Consider the following 17,660-nt stretch of genomic DNA (forward strand, 5'->3'; position numbering starts at 1 on the left):
ACCACGGATTTTCGATCACCAGAATTTCGCGTCCCGACAAGCGTGAACTTCTAACACGCGCAAAAGCTACGTGACGGCCTGATAATTGGTGAACAGCTCGACCGCGCTTTGAGGCGCCCTGTCGTTGAAGAACAGCTTGAGGTTCCGGTCTGCTTCCGCAGCAGCAGCGGCGCTGCGGGAAAAGAGATCTTTTTCATACGCGATGAGTGCGGTTTCAACGTCGCCAGGATGGTCCGCGATCGCCTTGCCGAGTTCAGACCCGTCGTACATCGCGAGGTTGGCCCCTTCGCCTGCGAAGGGTGACATCAGATGCGCCGCATCACCGACCAGCGTCACGCCGGGAATTCGGTCCCACCTGTGCTCGATCGGGAGCGCATAGATGGCGCGAGGAATTGGGGCGGTCTCACTTTCTGTAATGAGCGCCGTCAGCTCCGGCGCCCATCCGTCAAATTCTTTGGCGATAATAGCCAACGCGTCCGTACGGTTGGAAAAATCGATGCGCGCAATCCAGTCCTCCGGCTTGTTCAACGCGACATAAGTATGCATCGTGCCATCGGCCTCTCGATGCCCCAGGATACCTTTGCCGGGAGCAATTGCCATCAGCGTGCATCCGCCGATCGCCTCCGCACTCGCCTTGTACCGGTTGTCGATATCGAACAGGTACGTCTCGATGAACGACGTGCCGACATAGGCCGGTGTGGCTTTGGAAAGAAGCGGGCGCACTCTCGACCAGGCACCGTCCGCCCCCACCAGGACATCGGTCGTCACCGTCGAGCCATCGCTAAAGGTCACCAAGTGCAGCCCGCCGCCGAGCGCAGACACCGCAGTAACCTTATGCCCCCAGCGGATCGTGCCGGCGGGCAGTGACTCGAGCAAAATCCGACGAAGCTCTCCGCGAGGGACCTCTGGCCGGCCGCCGTTACCCTTGTCGGTCTCGTCGAGCAGCACGTTGCCGTGTTTGTCGAGGACCCGCTGCGCCTCGGCGCCGGGAAGGATGATTTTGCGAAACTCCTCGAAGAGCCCTGCGGCCTTGAGCGCGAGCTGACCATTGTACGTGTGGATATCGAGCAAGCCGCCTTGAGGACGCGCATCCGCAGAGGCTTCCGCTTCAAAGATCGTCGCCGCGATACCGTGAAGATGCAGAACACGCGCAAGTGTCAGCCCCCCAAGGCCGGCACCGACAATCGCGATCGGAATGTGCATCTCTGCTCCCCCCCACAAATCCTCCGTCACAACAGCAAATGGAACGTCGTTCCATACTTGGAACGTCGTTCCATTAATGTCAAGATAAGGTCATGGCCAAAAAAGCTCACAGCAGCAAACGACGTGAAGAATCGCTCTCGCGGGACCGCATCATCGATGCGTCGATCGCGCTCTTGGACGAGAGCGGAGAGAGCGGGCTGACGTTCCGGGCGTTGTCGGAACGGCTCGCCACCGGCCCTGGAGCGATCTACTGGCACATAGAAAGCAAGAATGAGCTGCTCACCGCGGCGGCCGACGCCATCATCTCGCGCTCAACAAATGCTCCCGTAGCCGAAGCCACGCCCGAGGCTGCGATCCGCACGCTTGCTCTCGGCATATTCCACGCAATCGACGCGCATCCATGGGTGGGGTCGGCACTCTCGCGAGCGCCGGGGCGGCCGCCGATGGTCCGCATTCTCGAGCGCCTGGGCCAGCAGCTTCGCGCTCTCCGCATTCCGGCGGAAGTACAGTGGGACGCAGCATCAGCGTTGGTAAGCTACATTCTCGGCGTTGCGGGGCAGAACGCGGCCAATGGGCAATTCGCCCGTACGCATAACCTTGATAGATCCGAATTTCTGAATGCAGTCGCAGCGGAGTGGTTGAAGCTCGACCCGGACGATTTCCCATTTACACGCAGCCTAGCGGGGCGGTTGCGCACTCATGACGACCGGACCGATTTCCTCGCCGGCATTGATCTCATCCTGAAAGGCATTTGCTCGCGGAAACAGCGCTGAGACGGAGATCACACGTCAATCGTGGCCCGTTACGCAGTCCCCGCAGCGTCCGCGAATTTCCATCGTCATCGAACGGATGTTGAAGTCGTTTTTGCCGGCCCAGGTCTGCAGGCTCTTCACAGCGGTCGGACTATCGAATTCCTTCACCGTGCCGCAGGAATCGCAGATCGCGAAGACAGCCTTTCCGACGTGATGAGGATGATCGCAAGCGACGAAAGCGTTGAGGCTTTCAAGCCGATGCGCCAAGCCATCGTCGATTAAACGTTGTAGAGCCCGATAGACCGTTGGTGGCGCGCTGACACCCTTCGCGCGCACCTGTTCGATAAGCTCGTAGGCGCTCACGGGCCGCCCGACGCCCCTCAGCGCTTCGACAATGATCTTGTCCTGATCGGCCGCGCTTCGGCGTTTGGTCGTCTTCTTCGTTATCACTTCGGGCATCTCCACACCCACAATTGCAGGTCACAACGCAGGGTTTCCAGTAAATCACCTCTTAATATGCTGATTTTCTCAGCAACTTTCCAGTCCGACCCAAGTATTGTGCGCCTATTAGGGGCCGTTTCCGACCGTTGCGCGCGGCGGCAACCCCAGGTATATACCCGCCATCTCAAGAAGATTTTCCTGAGACGCCGCCCGGCACCCTTGGAGGCCGGCAAGCGGCTTTTTGGCTCTTCTGATAGGCAGAAGAGCCTTTAACACTCGGAGACGATGCCATGGCTGAGCTCATTACGCTCAAGGCTACGGCGCGCCCGCGTGCCGGCAAGGGGGCCGCACGCCAAGCACGCCGCAATGGAAATGTGCCCGCCGTCATTTACGGCAACCACGAAACCCCGGAAACGATCAATCTCGAATACAACGAGCTGTGGAAGCAGGTCCTGCGCGGCCACTTCACCTCGACGGCTATCGAGATCGACGTCGAAGGCACGAAGCACATCGTGCTCGCCCGCGACGTCCAGGTCGACCCTGTCCGCGACACGCCCCTTCACGTCGACTTCCAGCGCGTCGGCAAGGATGGCGTGATCCGCGTCTCGATCCCCGTGCACTTCACGAACGAAACGTTGTCGCCGGGTCTGAAGCGCGGTGGCGTTCTCAATATCGTCCGCCACGACGTCGAAGTGTTCTGCCCTTATGACAAGATCCCCCGCGCGTTCGAGATCAATCTCGAAGGCATGGAGATCGGCCGTTCGATCCACATCTCGGCCGTCGAGATGCCGGAAGGCGTTTCGCCCGTCATCAAGAATCGCGACTTCACGATTGCGACGATCGCCGGCGCTCTGAAGGGTGACGACGAAGCTGCAAGCACGACCGCAGATGCCGCTGCCGCTCCCGCCGCTGGCGCCAAGGCTGCTCCGGCCGCCGCTGGCAAGGCAGCCCCGGCTGCTGCAGGTAAGGCCGCTCCGGCCGCCAAGCCCGCCGCGAAGAAGTAAGACGTTATATACCGGCGCGATCTGCCGATTGCGCCGGTCTCTCTTTTACCGCGTGATAAACTCAGTGCCGGCTTCCCGACAATGTCCCGCGCCTTCCGGCCGGCTCCCCGGAGGGGAGTCGGAAGGCGCAACGAAAAGGCTCGGTCGGAAGGCACAGTTGAAATGAAGCTCTTCGTCGGTCTTGGCAATCCGGGCGATAAATATCGCGCCAACCGTCACAACATCGGCTTCATGGCGCTCGACCGCATCGCGGAACGCCACAGCTTCGCGCCCTGGCGCAAGAAATTTCAGGGCCTCATCTCGGAAGGCTCGATCGGCGGCGAGCGCGTGGCGCTGCTGAAACCCGAAACCTACATGAACGAGAGCGGCCGCTCTGTCGGCGAAGCCCAGCGTTTTCTAAAAATTCCAATGTCGGACATTTACGTCTTTCACGACGAGTTGGACCTTGTCCCCGGCAAGGTGAAACTGAAAACGGGCGGCGGCAACGCCGGTCACAATGGCTTGCGCTCGATCACCGCGCACATTGAAAACGAGTACAAGCGCGTGCGCCTCGGCATCGGTCATCCCGGCTCAAAAGATGCCGTCGTCTATTATGTTTTGAACGACTTCGCGAAATCGGAGCGCGAATGGCTCAATGCGCTGCTTGATGCCATCTCCGACGCCGCCCCCTATCTCGCCAAAGGCGAAGACGACCGCTTCCTGAGTGACGTCGCCCGCACGACGCAGGAAGATCACGAAACGCCTGCGCCCAAGGCTGAGCGCGCGCCACAAGAGTCGCCGCGCCCGCCGAAGGCATCGCGGCCACACCCTGCCGGTGAACGCGCGTCCAAACGCCAGTCCGCCCTCGCCGACAACTTGAAAAAATGGCTGAGCGCGCGAAAATCCGGCGGCGAGGACGCCTAGCATCCTCGCGAAGTTTGGCGAGTTGTGGGGTTGAGCCGATGTCTGAGTATCAGGAAGAGAGCCGCGCGGACTCCGGATCGCGATCTCTTTTCGATCTGGCTATCGGCGCGCTCATTCTCCTTTTCACCGTCGGCGTTTTCGGCAGCGTGCTGAATGACGCTTATTTCGCACGCGATAAAGACAAGACCGGCGTCCGGCGCATTTTCGCCCACCGCTGGAATGATCGCACGCTGGTCTTCCCGATCGAAGGCACCGACCGCCAGGGGCGCCGCGCCGTGTTCGACGTCGTTGTGCTGACGAAGAATTACGGCTGGGTCCGCGCCTCGACGACGGAACTTGAGAAGGACGACACCATCCTGTCGCCGCAAGAGATCCAGGACGAGGTTCTCGCGCCGCAATTGCGTCAGGGCCTGGGCACCGCGCTCGGTCTGATCGCCGTCGGCCTTGCGAGCCAGGAAGGCGACGTCGCCCGCGAGGAGCAGCGCGGTGGTCTCCGCGCCGTTCGCACCGCACAATGGGTGCGCGGCGCCATCGGCAATCGCATCCCGATGTGGACGCTCAATCTCGGCCGCTACATCGATCCGTGCGCCGATTGCGAAGATATAGATACGAGTTGGCAGCGCCCGTTCATCGTCATCGCGGTCCGCAGCGTCGATCAGGGCACGCACATTTCGGAGGCGCTTGCAGACGCCATGTCCGGCACGAGCAATCTTCCCGCACCCTCGCGCTACTCGACATTCGCCTTTACCAAGTACCAGCGGTGAGCCATACGGCCGCACATTGGCCCGATAAGGCTTCACATTAAGGCCTGGGTCGCTTAACCCACGGACCACAACCTAAACGGATATTTCCCCACCATGGGCTTCAAATGCGGCATCGTCGGCTTGCCGAACGTCGGCAAGTCAACCCTCTTCAATGCGCTCACGCAAACGGCACAGGCCGAGGCGGCCAACTATCCCTTCTGCACCATCGAACCGAACGTCGGCGAGGTTGCCGTTCCCGATAAGCGCCTCGACACGCTCGCTGGCATTGCTGGTAGCAAGGAAATCATTCCGACGCGCCTGACGTTCGTCGATATCGCCGGCCTCGTCCGCGGCGCTTCGAAGGGCGAAGGCCTCGGCAACAAGTTCCTGTCCCACATTCGCGAAGTCGATGCCGTGGCCTACGTGCTGCGCTGCTTCGTTGACGAAGACATCACCCACGTCGAGAACCGCATCGACCCGCTCGCCGACGCTGACGTCGTCGAAACGGAATTGATGCTCGCCGATCTCGAAAGCCTCGAAAAGCGCATCTCGCAAATCGAGAAGAAGGCAAAGTCCGGCGACAAGGAAGCCAAGGCGCAGTACGCCGTCATGGAAAAGCCGCTGGTGCTTCTGCGTGAAGGCAAGCCCGCTCGCCTCGCGCAGATGACCGCCGAAGAGATGCCTGCCTTCCGTGCGCTGCAGCTTCTGACATCGAAGCCGGTCGTCTACGTTTGCAACGTCGAGGAAGCCTCAGCGGCCAACGGCAACGCCTATTCGAAACAGGTCGAAGAGCGCGCGAAGGCCGAGAACGCGGCTGTCGTCGTCATCTCCGCCAAGATCGAAAGCGAATTCGCAGGCCTCGCGCCGGAAGACCGTGATGCCTTCCTTAGCGAGATGGGCCTCGACGAACCGGGCCTCAATCGCCTGATCCGCGCCGGCTACGACCTGCTCCACCTCGTGACCTACTTCACCGTCGGCCCGAAGGAAGCCCGCGCCTGGACAATCACGCGCGGCACCAAGGCCCCGCAGGCGGCCGGCGTCATCCATACCGACTTCGAAAAAGGCTTCATCCGCGCCGAAACCATTGCCTTCGACGATTATGTGACCGGTAACGGCGAAACCGGTGCTAAAGAAGCCGGAAAAATGCGTCTCGAAGGCAAGGACTACGTCGTCCAGGACGGCGACGTCATGCACTTCCGTTTCGCCAACTAGGACGAACAAACATGTCCAACGAACTGCCCGACCGCCTTTGCAACGATCCCGCCAGTCCGTTCTTCAACGAAGAGCTTCTAAAGCGTGACATCGGCATCCGCTTCAACGGCACCGACAAAACCAACGTTGAAGAATATTGCATCAGCGAAGGCTGGATCCGCGTCGCGGCAGGGAACGCGCGCGACCGCAAAGGCCGCCCGATGACGCTGAAGCTCAAAGGCAAGGTCGAGCCGTATTTCCGCACGGCGTAATGATGACGCCAATGCGGCGCGATCAGCTTCCGCGCCGCTTTCTCGTCGCTGCAGCTTTCCGCGCTGACGCACTGCGCGCCGCCGCCGGTCGCGACGCCGACGCCTTGCCGCCGATCTTTCCACTGCGCTTCGACGCGACGTGCGTGTCTTTCTTCCCGCGACCGGAGCCGCTCTTGTTTCCGCCGCCGCTCTCTTTGTTGACGGTCGCCCACGCGCGCCGCTCGGCTTCCGACTTGCCGACGCCGCGTTTCTCGTAGCCTTCCTCGATGTGTTCGGCCTTGCGTTTCTGTTTGGTCGTATAGCTCGATTTATCGCCTCTCGGCATGACGGCTCCTCCTCGATACATTGAGTGCCGTTCGAGCAACGCGCTGGCACTCGGGAAGTTGCGTCCTACCAGCAGCAAACCGCCGAACAAAAAGGCCCCGCACGAGCAGGGCCTTTTCATTAATCGTCGAAACGAACCGCGCGGTCACTCGGCAGCTTCTGCGCCTTGCGGCATCTTCCGCTGCTGCGCCGTCTCGGAAGCTTTCTGTCGTGTCATGTGATCGAGCGCCGCGCGCACCCCGGCTTCATAATCAGGATGCACCTTCTTGAAGTGGGCGAGCTGCCGCTCCGCGATGAAATCGGGAATGCCCCACATCGCTTCAGCGACGTTCGAGAACAGCCGCGCTTTCTGCTCTTTGTTGAAGAGATTGAACAGCGCCGTCACCTGTCTGTAATCGTCGTTGCCATCGCGATGATTGAAGCGATCGGCATCGCCCGAAATCTTGAGCGGCGGCTCGGCGACGGACTTGTCCTGCTCGGCGCCATGAAACGAGTTCGGCTCGTAATAGGCGTCCACGTTCCCCGTCTCCGGTGCGAAGAACCGCATCGGGCCGTCCTTGTGATAGTTATGAACGGGGCAGCGCGCGGCGTTCACGGGCAGATGCTCGTAGTGCGTGCCGAGGCGATAGCGATGCGCATCCGCATACGAGAAGATGCGCGCCTGCAGCATCTTGTCGGGCGAAAAGCCAATGCCGGGCACGATGTTCGACGGCGAGAATGCCGCTTGCTCGATCTCGGAGAAATAGTTCTCAGGATTGCGGTTGAGCTCGAATACGCCGATGTCGATCGGCGGATAGTCCGCATGCGGCCAAACCTTCGTCAGGTCGAACGGATTATACCAATGCTTGTCTGCATCGGCTTCCGGCATCACCTGAACCTGCATCTTCCACTTCGGGAACTCACCGCGCTCGATCGCCGTGAACAGATCTTCCTGCGTCGATTCACGCGTCCGGCCGACGATCTCGCTCGCTTCGCCGTTCGTCCAGTGCTTATGGCCTTGCAGCGTCTTGAAGTGGAATTTCACCCAGAAACGCTCGTTGTTAGCGTTGATGAATGAATACGTGTGCGAACCGTAGCCGTTCATGTTGCGAACGCCGACCGGCAGACCGCGATCCGACATCAGGATCGTCACTTGGTGCAGGCTCTCCGGCGACAGCGACCAGAAATCCCACATCGCCGTCGGCGAGCGCATGTTGGTTTTCGGATGCCGCTTCTGCGTGTGAATGAAATCGGGAAACTTCATCGGATCGCGGACGAAAAACACCGGCGTGTTGTTGCCGACGAGATCCCAGTTGCCTTCACTGGTATAGAATTTGAGTGCAAAGCCGCGAACATCGCGCTCGGCATCCGCCGCGCCAAGCTCGCCTGCAACGGTGGAGAAGCGCGCGATCATGTCGGTCTTCGCGCCCGGCTGCAGCGCCTTCGCCTTCGTGTACTTCGAAATGTCGCCCGTAATCGTCAGCGTTCCGTAAGCGCCCCAGCCTTTGGCGTGAACTGTGCGCTCAGGAATGCGCTCGCGGTTCTGATGCGCGAGCTTCTCGATGAGCTGGTAGTCCTGCATCAACAGCGGCCCGCGCGGTCCCGCCGAGAGAGAATTCTGGTTATCGGGAACGGGGGCGCCCGCGGTCGTGGTGAGCTTCGTGGTATCGGTCATTGTGATCGTCCTTCCTGGAGGAAACCAAAGAGACCTAAGATCAGAAAAACTTAATCCACCAATCGAATCTTCAGGAAAAGCTTATAAGGCAATCTTATCGCGTAAGAACTTCTATAGGAGCGATTGGTCCTTCCTATCGGCGTTTCTGGTTTAGCTCCGCATTCCTGCCATAGGTTTTAAAGCGCTCGGCAATTTCGAGCATTTCAGCATCATCGAGCAGATGTACGTCATTGAGTACGAGTACTTTGTAATACTGCTCGGCCAGAACTTCCACCTCTCGAGCCATCTCAAGTGCGTGCGCGAGCGAAGCTCCGCAAGCAATCTGGCCGTGATTGGCCATTAAACATGCGTCGCGCTCTCGAAGCCCCGTAGCGACGTGCCGAGCAAGTTCATCCGTTCCGAACGTGGCGTAAGGTACGCAAGGGATGTCCTTCCCGCCCGCAACGGCCACCATGTAATGAAAGGCCGGAATAGCCTTATGCGCACACGCAAGCACCGTCGCATGCAACGAGTGTGTGTGAACGAGCGCATTCCGATCTGGGCGCGCGTGATACGCAGCAAGGTGAAATTGCCACTCGCTCGACGGCTTCAGTTGGCCATCTGGAACGCTGCCGTCTGCGGCGACGAATACGATGTTGTCAGGCTCGGTATCTTCATACCGCTTGCCCGTCGGCGTGATCAGCATGCCGCCGCCGAACCGGCACGAGACATTACCGGAACGCCCTGGCGAAAGTCCCGAACGGCTCATCTCCAGAGCCGTCGCGATGACCTCTTTGCGCAACGATTTTTCGCTTGGCTGCTTCATGAGATCACGCTGCTGCGCTGGTCTTTTCAGGATAGAGCGACAGCAGCCCTTCTCGCGACGCCGCACAAATGCCCCGCTCCGTGATGAAGCCCGTCACGAGCCTCGCAGGTGTCACATCAAAGGCCGGATTACGGGCATGCGTCCCCTCTGCCGTAATCAGAACCGACCCGAGCTCGCCATTGGGCAGCTTGCCCTGAACATACAGAACTTCGTCTTCGCTGCGTTCCTCGATGGGAATGTCGCTGCCTTTTTCGGTGCGCCAGTCGATCGTCGAAAACGGTAGCGCCACATAGAACGGAACCCGCGTATCGTGCGCCGCGAGCGCCTTCAGATACGTGCCGATCTTGTTCGCAACGTCGCCGTTCGCCGTCACCCGGTCCGTGCCGACGATGACGAGATCGACGTCGCCAGCCTGCATGAAATGCCCACCAGCGTTGTCGGCGATGAGGCTGTGCGGAACGCCGTGCTGTAAAAGCTCGAACGCCGTCAGCGCCGCGCCCTGGTTGCGCGGCCGCGTCTCGTCCACCCAGACATGCACCGGAATGCCCGCATCGTGCGCCTGATAGATGGGCGACGTCGCCGTCCCCCAATCGACGCACGCGAGCCAGCCCGCATTGCAATGTGTCAGCACGTTGACAGGACCACCGCCCTTGCGGATCGCGATCTCCTTAATCAACTTGAGGCCGTTGACGCCGATGTTCCGGCACGTCTCGACATCGTCCTCCGCCAGTTCTGCCGCGCGCGCATAGGCGGCGACCGTGCGAATGCTCGGCGCCAGCGGCACCAGTGTTGTGCGCAGGTCTTCCAGCGCCCAGCGTAGATTGACCGCCGTCGGCCGCTGCGCGCCGAGGAACGCAACCGCATTGTCTAGGCTCGCATCCGATGCATCGACACGCATAGCCAGCGCCACGCCGTAAGCCGCCGTGACGCCGATCAGCGGCGCGCCGCGAACCTGCATCGTTTTAATAGCGCGCGCCGCATCCTCCACGGTCTTGAGCACCGGCCGCACGATCTTATGCGGCAGAAGCGTCTGATCGATAATACCGATGGACCAACCGTCCGGTTCGAGCCAGATCGTGCGCGAGGGCACACCGTCAAGCTTCATGATGAGCCTCCGCGATTGACTTAGTGAAATTAACGATCTCGGCCGCCGCCTCGGCGGAACGCGTTTGCAATAGCATATGGGCGCCGGGAATGACGACCATGCGTGCGCGCCCGCGTTCGCAAACCGCACGCTGAATGGGCGACTTGCGGACGAGCCAATCGCCGCGCCCATGCAGCACCAGGATCGGACAGACGAGCTGGTCGAAATCCCGCCGCACGTCTACCTCCGCGATGGCCTTGAGCCGCGATGCGCGTACCGAGCGCGATAACGTCGCGACAATTCCTTCGACTTTTTTGACAAGTTCGGGATCGCCGAAAGGTCCCATCAGGACAGCATCGCGAAGACGCGGCGGCGTCGTTCTGGGATCGACGAGCGCCGCGCGACGAATGAAGCAACCGGGCCACGGGTTCTTCACGAACGTTGCCGCCAGCACGACGCCCTGCACCTGCCGCCCGAGTTGCGTAGCGACACGAACGGCAACCGGCCCCGAAAACGACTCTCCCAGAAGAAATACCGGTCTTTTGCCGATCACGTTGCGCACGATTTCCGCGTAGCCCGCGTACCCGAGCGACGGATCCTGCGGATAGCGTACGATTGTAACGGTGAGATCGGGAGCAAGCCGCGCTGCCAAACGGTCGAACAGATCGCCTGTCCCGTCGAGACCGGGCAACAGGACAATCTCGATCGGACCGTTCGCCATGCTCACATGTGACCCGGACCGGGCAACGGAATGTGCAGCGAAGCATCGAGCCCACAAGCGGCGCACGTCAGCGCATACCATTCCGAATAGGGCCGCACCGACCTGTCGATTATTTGCACCCCCGGCGTTTGGCAGACCGGGCAAGTGTGAACCGTCCAAGGATCGGCCCGCCAAGCGGCAATCCGCTCAAACGCATCTGACAGATGTTCGCTTGGAAGGTCCACGTTTGCTCCCTAGTGGCCTTCGAACGCGACAAGCGCGTGACTGGTGATGCCCAGATCATCGAGCCGCTTCATGCCGCCAAGGTCCGGCAGATCGACGATGAAGGTTGCACCAACCACCTTGCCGCCGGAACGCTGGACGAGCTTGACCGCCGCTTCCGCCGTGCCGCCCGTCGCGATCAGGTCGTCGACGATCAGCACGCGCGATCCGCTCGCGAAAGCGTCCTCATGAATTTCGATGACGTCCACGCCGTATTCAAGCGTGTACTCCTGCCCGATCGTCTTCCAAGGCAGCTTGCCTTTTTTCCGGATCGGAATGAAGCCACATTCGAGGCGGTCGGCAATCGCGCCACCCAGAATGAACCCGCGCGCCTCGATGCCGGCAACCGCGTCGATTTTCTTGTCCTCGAATGGCTTCGCCATGCCTTTGATCGCTTTTTTAAGCCCTTTCGGGTCGGAAAGAAGCGTCGTGATATCCCGAAACATGATCCCGGGCTTTGGATAGTCAGGGATCGTACGAATAAGCTCTTCGAGGGCGTCCAGGTTCTTCACAGTGCTCCACTCCGGTCAAATTGACGGCGCAAAATAGCAATATCGCTGGGTTCTAGGTAGATTTTGAGCAACGCTGTCGTGCTGAAACATTCGGCACTGGCGGCAGCCCTGCTTGAGGGAAGAGTAATGGCATCTCCAGGCACCTCCGCAATCGCAGGACCCGACTTCGACCCGCTTCTCGACGATACGGAAGACTTGCCGCGCACGCTGAGACGCGAAAAGGAAGCCCGCGCCCGGGAAGCACGCGAACGTGCAGCGCAGGAACGCGCGGCCGCGCCGTCGCTCTCGATGGGCCCAGACGATCGTTCACGGCCGCAGCCGCAGATCTACGCAGCATCCGATTTCAACCCCAATGCCGCTGCGGCGACCGCAACGCTCGCGCCGGTGTCGGTCCGTAAAATCGACGTGCCCTTCGTCGAGCTGATGCTGTTCTTTCTGAAAGCCGTCATCGCCAGCATCCCCGCGCTCATCCTGCTCGGCACCGTACTATGGACGCTCGGCACCCTACTCGAAATGATCTTCCCCTGGCTCATCAAGATGAAGATCCTGATCAGCTTCCCGAACTAACGCACGCCTCTCCGGGCCACCCTCGGGACAGTCCCGAGGATGACAATCAGGAGCTATCCCAACACCCGCCCCGCAACGGCATCGAGCTTCTTCAACAGCTCAGGATCGCGCGCTTCCGGGGGCGTGATCAGCGCAACTTCGAGTGCCCTGTCCGAGCCGATCGGACACGCCGGATGCTCGCGCGGAAAATCCCGCGCGAGATGCGCGACGAGCCGCTGCGCCTTTTCTGTATTCGCGTGCATGACAGCAATGATCGACGCGACATCGACGTCTTCATGATCGTCGTGCCAGCAATCGTAATCCGTCACCATCGCGACGCTCGCGTAGCAAATCTCCGCTTCGCGCGCGAGCTTGGCTTCCGGCATGTTCGTCATGCCGATGACATCGCAATCCCAAGACCGGTAAAGGTTGCTTTCTGCGCGCGTGGAAAATTGCGGTCCTTCCATCGCGAGGTAGGTGCCGCCCTTGTGCACCTCGATCTTCTCGGCCTTCGCCGACTTTTCGAGCGCCTTCGTTAGCAGCGGACTGATCGGATCGCCCATCGCAACATGCGCAACGCAACCGTTGCCGAAGAACGACTTCTCGCGCGCGAACGTCCGGTCGATGAACTGATCGGGAAGCACGAAATCGCCCGGCTTGTATTTCTTCTTCAATGATCCGCACGCGGAAACCGAAATGAGATCGGTCACGCCGGCACGCTTTAACGCATCGATGTTCGCACGGTAATTGATGCCCGTCGGCGACAGCTTATGCCCGCGCCCGTGCCGCGGCAGAAAGCGGATCGGCAATCCGTCGATATCGGCAAACAGAATTTCGTCCGAAGGCGCGCCCCACGGGCTCTCGATCACCTTCCATTCCGGATTGGCAAGGCCCGGCAGCTGATAGAACCCACTGCCCCCAACGATGCCCAGAACCGATGCCGTCATCACCCACCTTTTCCATTTCAATGTACCCGCCGATACAAAAGAAAAAAGGCTACGCAAGCGCAGCCTTCCAGTTTGCAAATCGTCACAAGCGCTCAGGGTCAGTGCTTAATGCTGGCCCAGATCCGCCTCTTGCCCAGGTAGAGCAAGCCAGTGGTGACGATAAGATACAAAATGACCTGCCATCCGATCTGCTTGCGCGTATCGAGCGTGGGGTCGGCGGCCCATGACAGAAATGCGACAACGTCTTTCGCGTAGTTATCGACGGTGTCAGGTGTGCCGTCCTGGTAACTGACGAGACCGTCGGAAAGCGGCGGCGGCATGCTGATTTGATGACCGGGGAAAATCTTGTTGTAGAATTTTCCGTCCGTCAGTTTGAAGTCTGCCGGCGGATCGGAATAACCGTGCATCAGCGCATAGATGTAGTCTGCGCCGCCTTCCTGATAGGCCTTGGCAATATCGCCAAGCATCAGGAATGGATGGATCCACCAGCTCGGATTGCGCTCAACGCCGCGTGCCCGAGCGATAAGCGATAGATCAGGCGGCAACGCGCCGTTTTGCGCCGCCCGCGCTTCCTGATCATTATGATACGGCCCACGGATTGGATCAGACAGCAGCGCCGGACGCTCGAACATTTTGCCTTCGTCGTTGGGACCGTCCGTGATCTGGTTCGGCCACGTCTTCGCCAGCTCCTTCACGGCTGCTTCCGGAAATTCCGGTCCGCCCGGCTGCACGAGATTGCGGAACGACAGATACTTAAGGCCGTGACAGTTCGAACAAACGTCCTTGTAGACCTGGAAGCCGCGCTGCAATTGCGCCTTATCGAATTGCCCGGTGAAGCCCGAGAACGACCACGTCTGCCGATGGATCTCCGGATGTCCCGCTTCCTCCGCAGAGGCGCTCGTAACCGCGAGCACGAACGAAAACGCGAAGATAAATGAAAGTGAGATGCGCTGTTTCATCTGTCGCTCCTCACCGCGTCTCAGGTGCGGCAGCGGCACCCGACGGCAGCCCAGCGCCGCCCTTGCCGAGCACCGATTCCGTGATCGAGCGCGGCAGCCTTCGCGGCGTCTCGATAAGGCCGACGATCGGCATCGCAACGAGGAAGAACAAGAAATAGCAGACAGTGAAGATCTGTGCGGCGACCACATACACGCCTTCCGCCGGTTTCGACCCAAGATAGCCAAGAGCCACGCACGTGAAGACGAAGAACCAGAAGAACCACTTGAAGATCGGCCGGTATTTATTCGACCGGATACGCGATGTATCGAGCCACGGCGCGAACGCGATGATGATCACGGCAGAGAACATCGCTACGACGCCGCAAAGCTTTGCATACTGCCCGAGCGGAATGCCGAGGAACGAGCTCGTGAAGGCGCGCAGGATTGCGTAAAACGGCAGGAAATACCATTCCGGCACGATATGCGGCGGCGTCACCAGCGGGTTCGCTTCGATGTAATTGTCGGCGTGTCCCAGATAGTCCGGCACGAAAAACACGAACCACGCGTAAAGCAGCAGGAACGCGAAAATCCCGACCGCATCCTTCGACGTTGCATAAGGGTGCATCGGCACGCAGTCTGTCGGCTCCTTGAGATCAAGGCCCGTCGGATTGTTCTGCCCGACGACGTGCAACGCCCAGATGTGCAGCCCGACGACGCCCGCCAGCACGAATGGCAACAGGTAGTGCAGCGAGAAGAAACGATTGAGCGTCACGCCCGAGACTGCATAGCCGCCCCACAGCCATTCGACCACCGCCGTCCCGAGCCCATTGACGATCGTATCGAGCGCAGAAAAGAGGTTGGTGATGACCGTCACGCCCCAGAAGCTCATCTGCCCCCACGGCAGCGTGTAGCCCATGAACGCCGTCGCCATCATCAGCAGCATGATCAACACGCCAAGGATCCACAGCACTTCGCGCGGCGCCTTATACGAGCCGTAATAGAAGCCCCGGAAGATATGGATGTAGACGGCGAAAAAGAACATCGATGCGCCGACAGCATGGAAATTACGCAGCATCCAGCCATAGTTCACGTCGCGCCGGATCTGCTCAATGGAGTTGAATGCACCTGTCGCGCTCGGCTGATAGTGCATCGCCAGCACGACCCCCGTCGCGATCTGCCCAAAGAGAATTAGCGTCAGGATACCGCCGAAGGTCCACAGGTAATTGAGGTTCCGCGGCGTCGGATAGTCGATAAAGCTGTTGTTCACGAAGCGGCCGATCGGTAGGCGCTCGTCGAGCCACTTGCCCCACCGCGTTTCGGCCACGTAATTCGAGGTTCGGGCTCCCATATGCTCTCTCCCCCCTAACCGATTTTGATTTTTGTTGCGGTCGTGAACGCATAGGGCGGCACTTCCATATTGCGCGGTGCCGGTCCCTTACGAATGCGTCCGGAGGTATCGTATTGCGAGCCGTGGCATGGGCAGAACCATCCACCGAACTCCCCACGCTCGTCGCCCAGGGCTTGGCCCTTCGGAATGCAGCCCAGATGCGTGCAAATGCCGATGATGATGATCCAGTTCTCGTGCCCGGCCTTGGTGCGGTTGGCATCGGTTGCAGGATCGTCTGTCGGCAGATCCTCGTTCCGCGCCAGCGGATCGGGCAGATCCTTCACAGGCACCGCCAGCGCCGATTCGATCTCCGCCTTCGTCCGATTGCGGATGAAGATCGGCTTGCCGCGCCACATCGCAGTGATCGCCTGCCCTTCTTTCACCGGAGCAAGATCGACCTCTACCGACGACAGCGCCATCGTGCTGGCGTCGGGGTTCATCTGCTGAATGAAAGGCCAAAGAAGCGACGCGGCGCCGACAGCAGCGAACGCGTTTCCAGCAACCACCAGGAAATCCCGGCGGTGCGGCTCCAAGGCATCTGTGCTCAACGCACGCCTCCCGCATTGGGGAACCAGAGCCAGAGGCTTAACCGGTTGCACAGGACAGTGCCCGCCACCGATTGCCTATTTTTTGGTCTCTAGTTCGTTCATTTCTTCCCTAGTTGGATGTTTTGACAGCGTTTGATGCCGCTATCAATCGGAAAGCGCGACAAAAAGTGAGGGGCAATTTGGCGCACATGTCGCAGTAGACAGGAATCTCTGAGATCCCTCAGACACCCCGGATGCGCCTCGCCCTCTATCAACCCGATATTGCTCAGAACACCGGAACGATCCTTCGCCTCGGAGCCTGCTTTGGCGTGCCCGTCGACGTCATCGGCCCGACCGGCTTCGACATGAGCGATCGCTCCTTGAAACGCGCCGCGCTCGATTACTTGCCTTTCGTCGATCTCACACGGCACGTGAGCTTCGACGTCTTCATGGCCACACGACGCGCTTCCGCCGAACCGCCAGGACGTCTCGTCCTTCTCACAACGAAGGCGACATCGACGCATTGCGACTTCACTTTCGCGCCGAACGATACGCTGCTGCTTGGCCGCGAAAGCGCCGGCGTTCCCGATGCCGTCCACGACCAAGCCGATGCACGCATCACCATACCGATGCGACCCGGTCTCAGATCGTTGAACGTTGCCGTTGCCGCTGCCATCGTGCTCGGCGAAGCGCTGCGGCAGACGCACGGCTTTCCCGCCGCCTGACGCTTCCCGCCCTGTCGCACGCGTGACACGCGAATGCTGCAAATCTGTCGGATCGCACCGACACGTCGCAGAATCGCATGCCGATCGACTTCATTCTGATCATTGCCGGCGTCGCCTCGGCGCTTCTGTTGATTGCAGGAATGCTGGCCGGCGGGATCAACGCCGCTTGGCGGATTTGGCCCGCGCCCCCGGTCGGGTCAGCAAAAAGCTTTGCCTTCTGGACGCTTTTTCGGACGTTAAACGTCTCGGTCCTGATCCTCGCGGCTGAGCGTTTCCTGACAACGCTGTCCGGACCGTTAGCGCCGTTCCGCATCGCGCTCGCTGCCGTCGCGTTCATTGCGGGCGTCGCTTATATTTATACGCTGTGGTCGCTCGGCCGAAAGGCAACCTACTGTCAGGCGAGCGGCCTTGAGACGACCGGCGTCTATCGCTGGACCCGCAATCCGCAATACGCGACGGCCATTCTCGCTTTCACGGCACTCGGATTAGCGGCTTGGTCATGGGACGCCACGCTTCTCGCCGCAGCACTCGTCATCGTTTACGCCATGATGGCGCGAACGGAAGAGCCGTGGCTCGAAGCCCGCTACGGCCGCCCCTATCTCGACTACAAGAAAGACGTGCCGCGCTTCTTCAATATCCGCCACGCAGCGAGCGAGCTTCAGGCCTTTTTGGCGCACAAAGTTCCCGCTCTCGCCAGCAGCCAACGTAGCAAGCGTTAGC

At 60.2% G+C, this 17,660-nt stretch carries 21 protein-coding genes; 9 read left to right on the forward strand and 12 right to left on the reverse strand.

Annotated elements, in window-relative coordinates; genetic code table 11:
- Positions 1-66: 66 nt before the first annotated feature.
- Positions 67-1,203 (reverse strand): FAD-dependent oxidoreductase, encoded by a 1,137-nt coding sequence (locus RLW55_RS20360; RefSeq protein ID WP_423415206.1) that lies wholly within the window; start codon positions 1,201-1,203, stop codon positions 67-69.
- 92 nt (positions 1,204-1,295) lie between these two features.
- Between RLW55_RS20360 and RLW55_RS20365 the strand changes: the two genes are divergently transcribed.
- Entirely contained in the window at positions 1,296-1,976 is a 681-nt protein-coding gene (locus RLW55_RS20365; RefSeq protein ID WP_423415207.1) for a TetR/AcrR family transcriptional regulator, read from the forward strand.
- A gap of 15 nt (positions 1,977-1,991) precedes the next feature.
- Here the strand turns inward: RLW55_RS20365 and RLW55_RS20370 are convergent, their stop codons facing one another.
- Positions 1,992-2,414 (reverse strand): Fur family transcriptional regulator, encoded by a 423-nt coding sequence (locus RLW55_RS20370; protein ID WP_409562473.1) that lies wholly within the window; start codon positions 2,412-2,414, stop codon positions 1,992-1,994.
- Between the two features lie 272 nt (positions 2,415-2,686).
- Between RLW55_RS20370 and RLW55_RS20375 the strand changes: the two genes are divergently transcribed.
- The 5 genes from RLW55_RS20375 (at position 2,687) to RLW55_RS20395 (ending at position 6,509) form a co-directional block, all read left to right on the forward strand.
- Positions 2,687-3,400: a 50S ribosomal protein L25/general stress protein Ctc gene (locus RLW55_RS20375; RefSeq protein WP_409562472.1), complete on the forward strand. Its 714-nt coding sequence runs from the start codon at positions 2,687-2,689 to the stop codon at positions 3,398-3,400.
- A 162-nt stretch (positions 3,401-3,562) separates the two neighbouring features.
- Positions 3,563-4,303 carry an aminoacyl-tRNA hydrolase gene (gene pth / locus RLW55_RS20380; RefSeq protein WP_423415208.1) on the forward strand — a complete coding sequence of 247 codons (741 nt, stop codon included), beginning with the start codon at positions 3,563-3,565 and terminating at the stop codon, positions 4,301-4,303.
- A gap of 38 nt (positions 4,304-4,341) precedes the next feature.
- Positions 4,342-5,067 carry a hypothetical protein gene (locus RLW55_RS20385; RefSeq protein WP_414462003.1) on the forward strand — a complete coding sequence of 242 codons (726 nt, stop codon included), beginning with the start codon at positions 4,342-4,344 and terminating at the stop codon, positions 5,065-5,067.
- A gap of 93 nt (positions 5,068-5,160) precedes the next feature.
- Positions 5,161-6,258, forward strand: a complete 1,098-nt coding sequence (gene ychF / locus RLW55_RS20390) for a redox-regulated ATPase YchF (RefSeq protein WP_013946567.1) — start codon at positions 5,161-5,163, stop codon at positions 6,256-6,258.
- A gap of 11 nt (positions 6,259-6,269) precedes the next feature.
- Complete coding sequence (locus RLW55_RS20395) at positions 6,270-6,509, forward strand: DUF3297 family protein (protein ID WP_409562469.1); 240 nt, start codon at positions 6,270-6,272, stop codon at positions 6,507-6,509.
- A gap of 22 nt (positions 6,510-6,531) precedes the next feature.
- Here RLW55_RS20395 and RLW55_RS20400 read toward each other — a convergent pair whose 3' ends face one another.
- From RLW55_RS20400 to RLW55_RS20425, 6 genes are all read right to left on the reverse strand, one after another.
- Positions 6,532-6,834 (reverse strand): plasmid stabilization protein, encoded by a 303-nt coding sequence (locus RLW55_RS20400; protein ID WP_423415209.1) that lies wholly within the window; start codon positions 6,832-6,834, stop codon positions 6,532-6,534.
- Between the two features lie 144 nt (positions 6,835-6,978).
- On the reverse strand, positions 6,979-8,487 hold the full coding sequence (locus tag RLW55_RS20405; protein ID WP_423415210.1) for a catalase: 1,509 nt from the start codon (positions 8,485-8,487) through the stop codon (positions 6,979-6,981).
- Between the two features lie 133 nt (positions 8,488-8,620).
- On the reverse strand, positions 8,621-9,292 hold the full coding sequence (locus RLW55_RS20410; protein WP_423415211.1) for an L-fuculose-phosphate aldolase: 672 nt from the start codon (positions 9,290-9,292) through the stop codon (positions 8,621-8,623).
- A 4-nt stretch (positions 9,293-9,296) separates the two neighbouring features.
- Positions 9,297-10,397: an S-methyl-5-thioribose-1-phosphate isomerase gene (mtnA, locus tag RLW55_RS20415; protein ID WP_423415212.1), complete on the reverse strand. Its 1,101-nt coding sequence runs from the start codon at positions 10,395-10,397 to the stop codon at positions 9,297-9,299.
- Positions 10,387-11,097, reverse strand: a complete 711-nt coding sequence (locus tag RLW55_RS20420; RefSeq protein ID WP_423415213.1) for an alpha/beta fold hydrolase — start codon at positions 11,095-11,097, stop codon at positions 10,387-10,389. The genes mtnA and RLW55_RS20420 overlap by 11 nt, the downstream gene beginning before the upstream one ends.
- A 233-nt stretch (positions 11,098-11,330) precedes the next feature.
- Positions 11,331-11,870, reverse strand: coding sequence for an adenine phosphoribosyltransferase (locus tag RLW55_RS20425; protein WP_414461997.1), 540 nt, complete (start codon positions 11,868-11,870; stop codon positions 11,331-11,333).
- 126 nt (positions 11,871-11,996) lie between these two features.
- Between RLW55_RS20425 and RLW55_RS20430 the strand changes: the two genes are divergently transcribed.
- Entirely contained in the window at positions 11,997-12,437 is a 441-nt protein-coding gene (locus RLW55_RS20430; protein ID WP_414461996.1) for a hypothetical protein, read from the forward strand.
- A gap of 53 nt (positions 12,438-12,490) precedes the next feature.
- Here the strand turns inward: RLW55_RS20430 and RLW55_RS20435 are convergent, their stop codons facing one another.
- The 4 genes from RLW55_RS20435 to petA all read right to left on the reverse strand — a co-directional run bounded on the left by RLW55_RS20435 (position 12,491) and on the right by petA (position 16,236).
- Positions 12,491-13,363: an S-methyl-5'-thioadenosine phosphorylase gene (locus RLW55_RS20435; RefSeq protein ID WP_409562462.1), complete on the reverse strand. Its 873-nt coding sequence runs from the start codon at positions 13,361-13,363 to the stop codon at positions 12,491-12,493.
- A gap of 98 nt (positions 13,364-13,461) precedes the next feature.
- Positions 13,462-14,322: a cytochrome c1 gene (locus RLW55_RS20440; protein ID WP_423415214.1), complete on the reverse strand. Its 861-nt coding sequence runs from the start codon at positions 14,320-14,322 to the stop codon at positions 13,462-13,464.
- Positions 14,323-14,332: 10 nt separating this feature from the next.
- Positions 14,333-15,649, reverse strand: a complete 1,317-nt coding sequence (locus RLW55_RS20445) for a cytochrome b (RefSeq protein WP_409562460.1) — start codon at positions 15,647-15,649, stop codon at positions 14,333-14,335.
- A gap of 14 nt (positions 15,650-15,663) precedes the next feature.
- The gene (petA, locus tag RLW55_RS20450) at positions 15,664-16,236 is read right to left on the reverse strand and encodes a ubiquinol-cytochrome c reductase iron-sulfur subunit (RefSeq protein ID WP_409562459.1); all 573 of its coding nucleotides are present in this window, start codon (positions 16,234-16,236) and stop codon (positions 15,664-15,666) included.
- A gap of 233 nt (positions 16,237-16,469) precedes the next feature.
- On the opposite strand from petA, the gene RLW55_RS20455 reads away from it, so the two are divergent.
- Both RLW55_RS20455 and RLW55_RS20460 read left to right on the forward strand, forming a co-directional pair.
- Positions 16,470-16,940 carry a tRNA (cytidine(34)-2'-O)-methyltransferase gene (locus RLW55_RS20455; RefSeq protein ID WP_423415215.1) on the forward strand — a complete coding sequence of 157 codons (471 nt, stop codon included), beginning with the start codon at positions 16,470-16,472 and terminating at the stop codon, positions 16,938-16,940.
- A gap of 77 nt (positions 16,941-17,017) precedes the next feature.
- Positions 17,018-17,659 carry a methyltransferase family protein gene (locus RLW55_RS20460; protein ID WP_414461994.1) on the forward strand — a complete coding sequence of 214 codons (642 nt, stop codon included), beginning with the start codon at positions 17,018-17,020 and terminating at the stop codon, positions 17,657-17,659.
- Position 17,660: the final 1 nt, after the last annotated feature.

This window comes from Hyphomicrobium sp. B1 (genome assembly GCF_049532635.1).
In the GTDB taxonomy this organism is placed as follows: Bacteria; Pseudomonadota; Alphaproteobacteria; order Rhizobiales; family Hyphomicrobiaceae; genus Hyphomicrobium_B.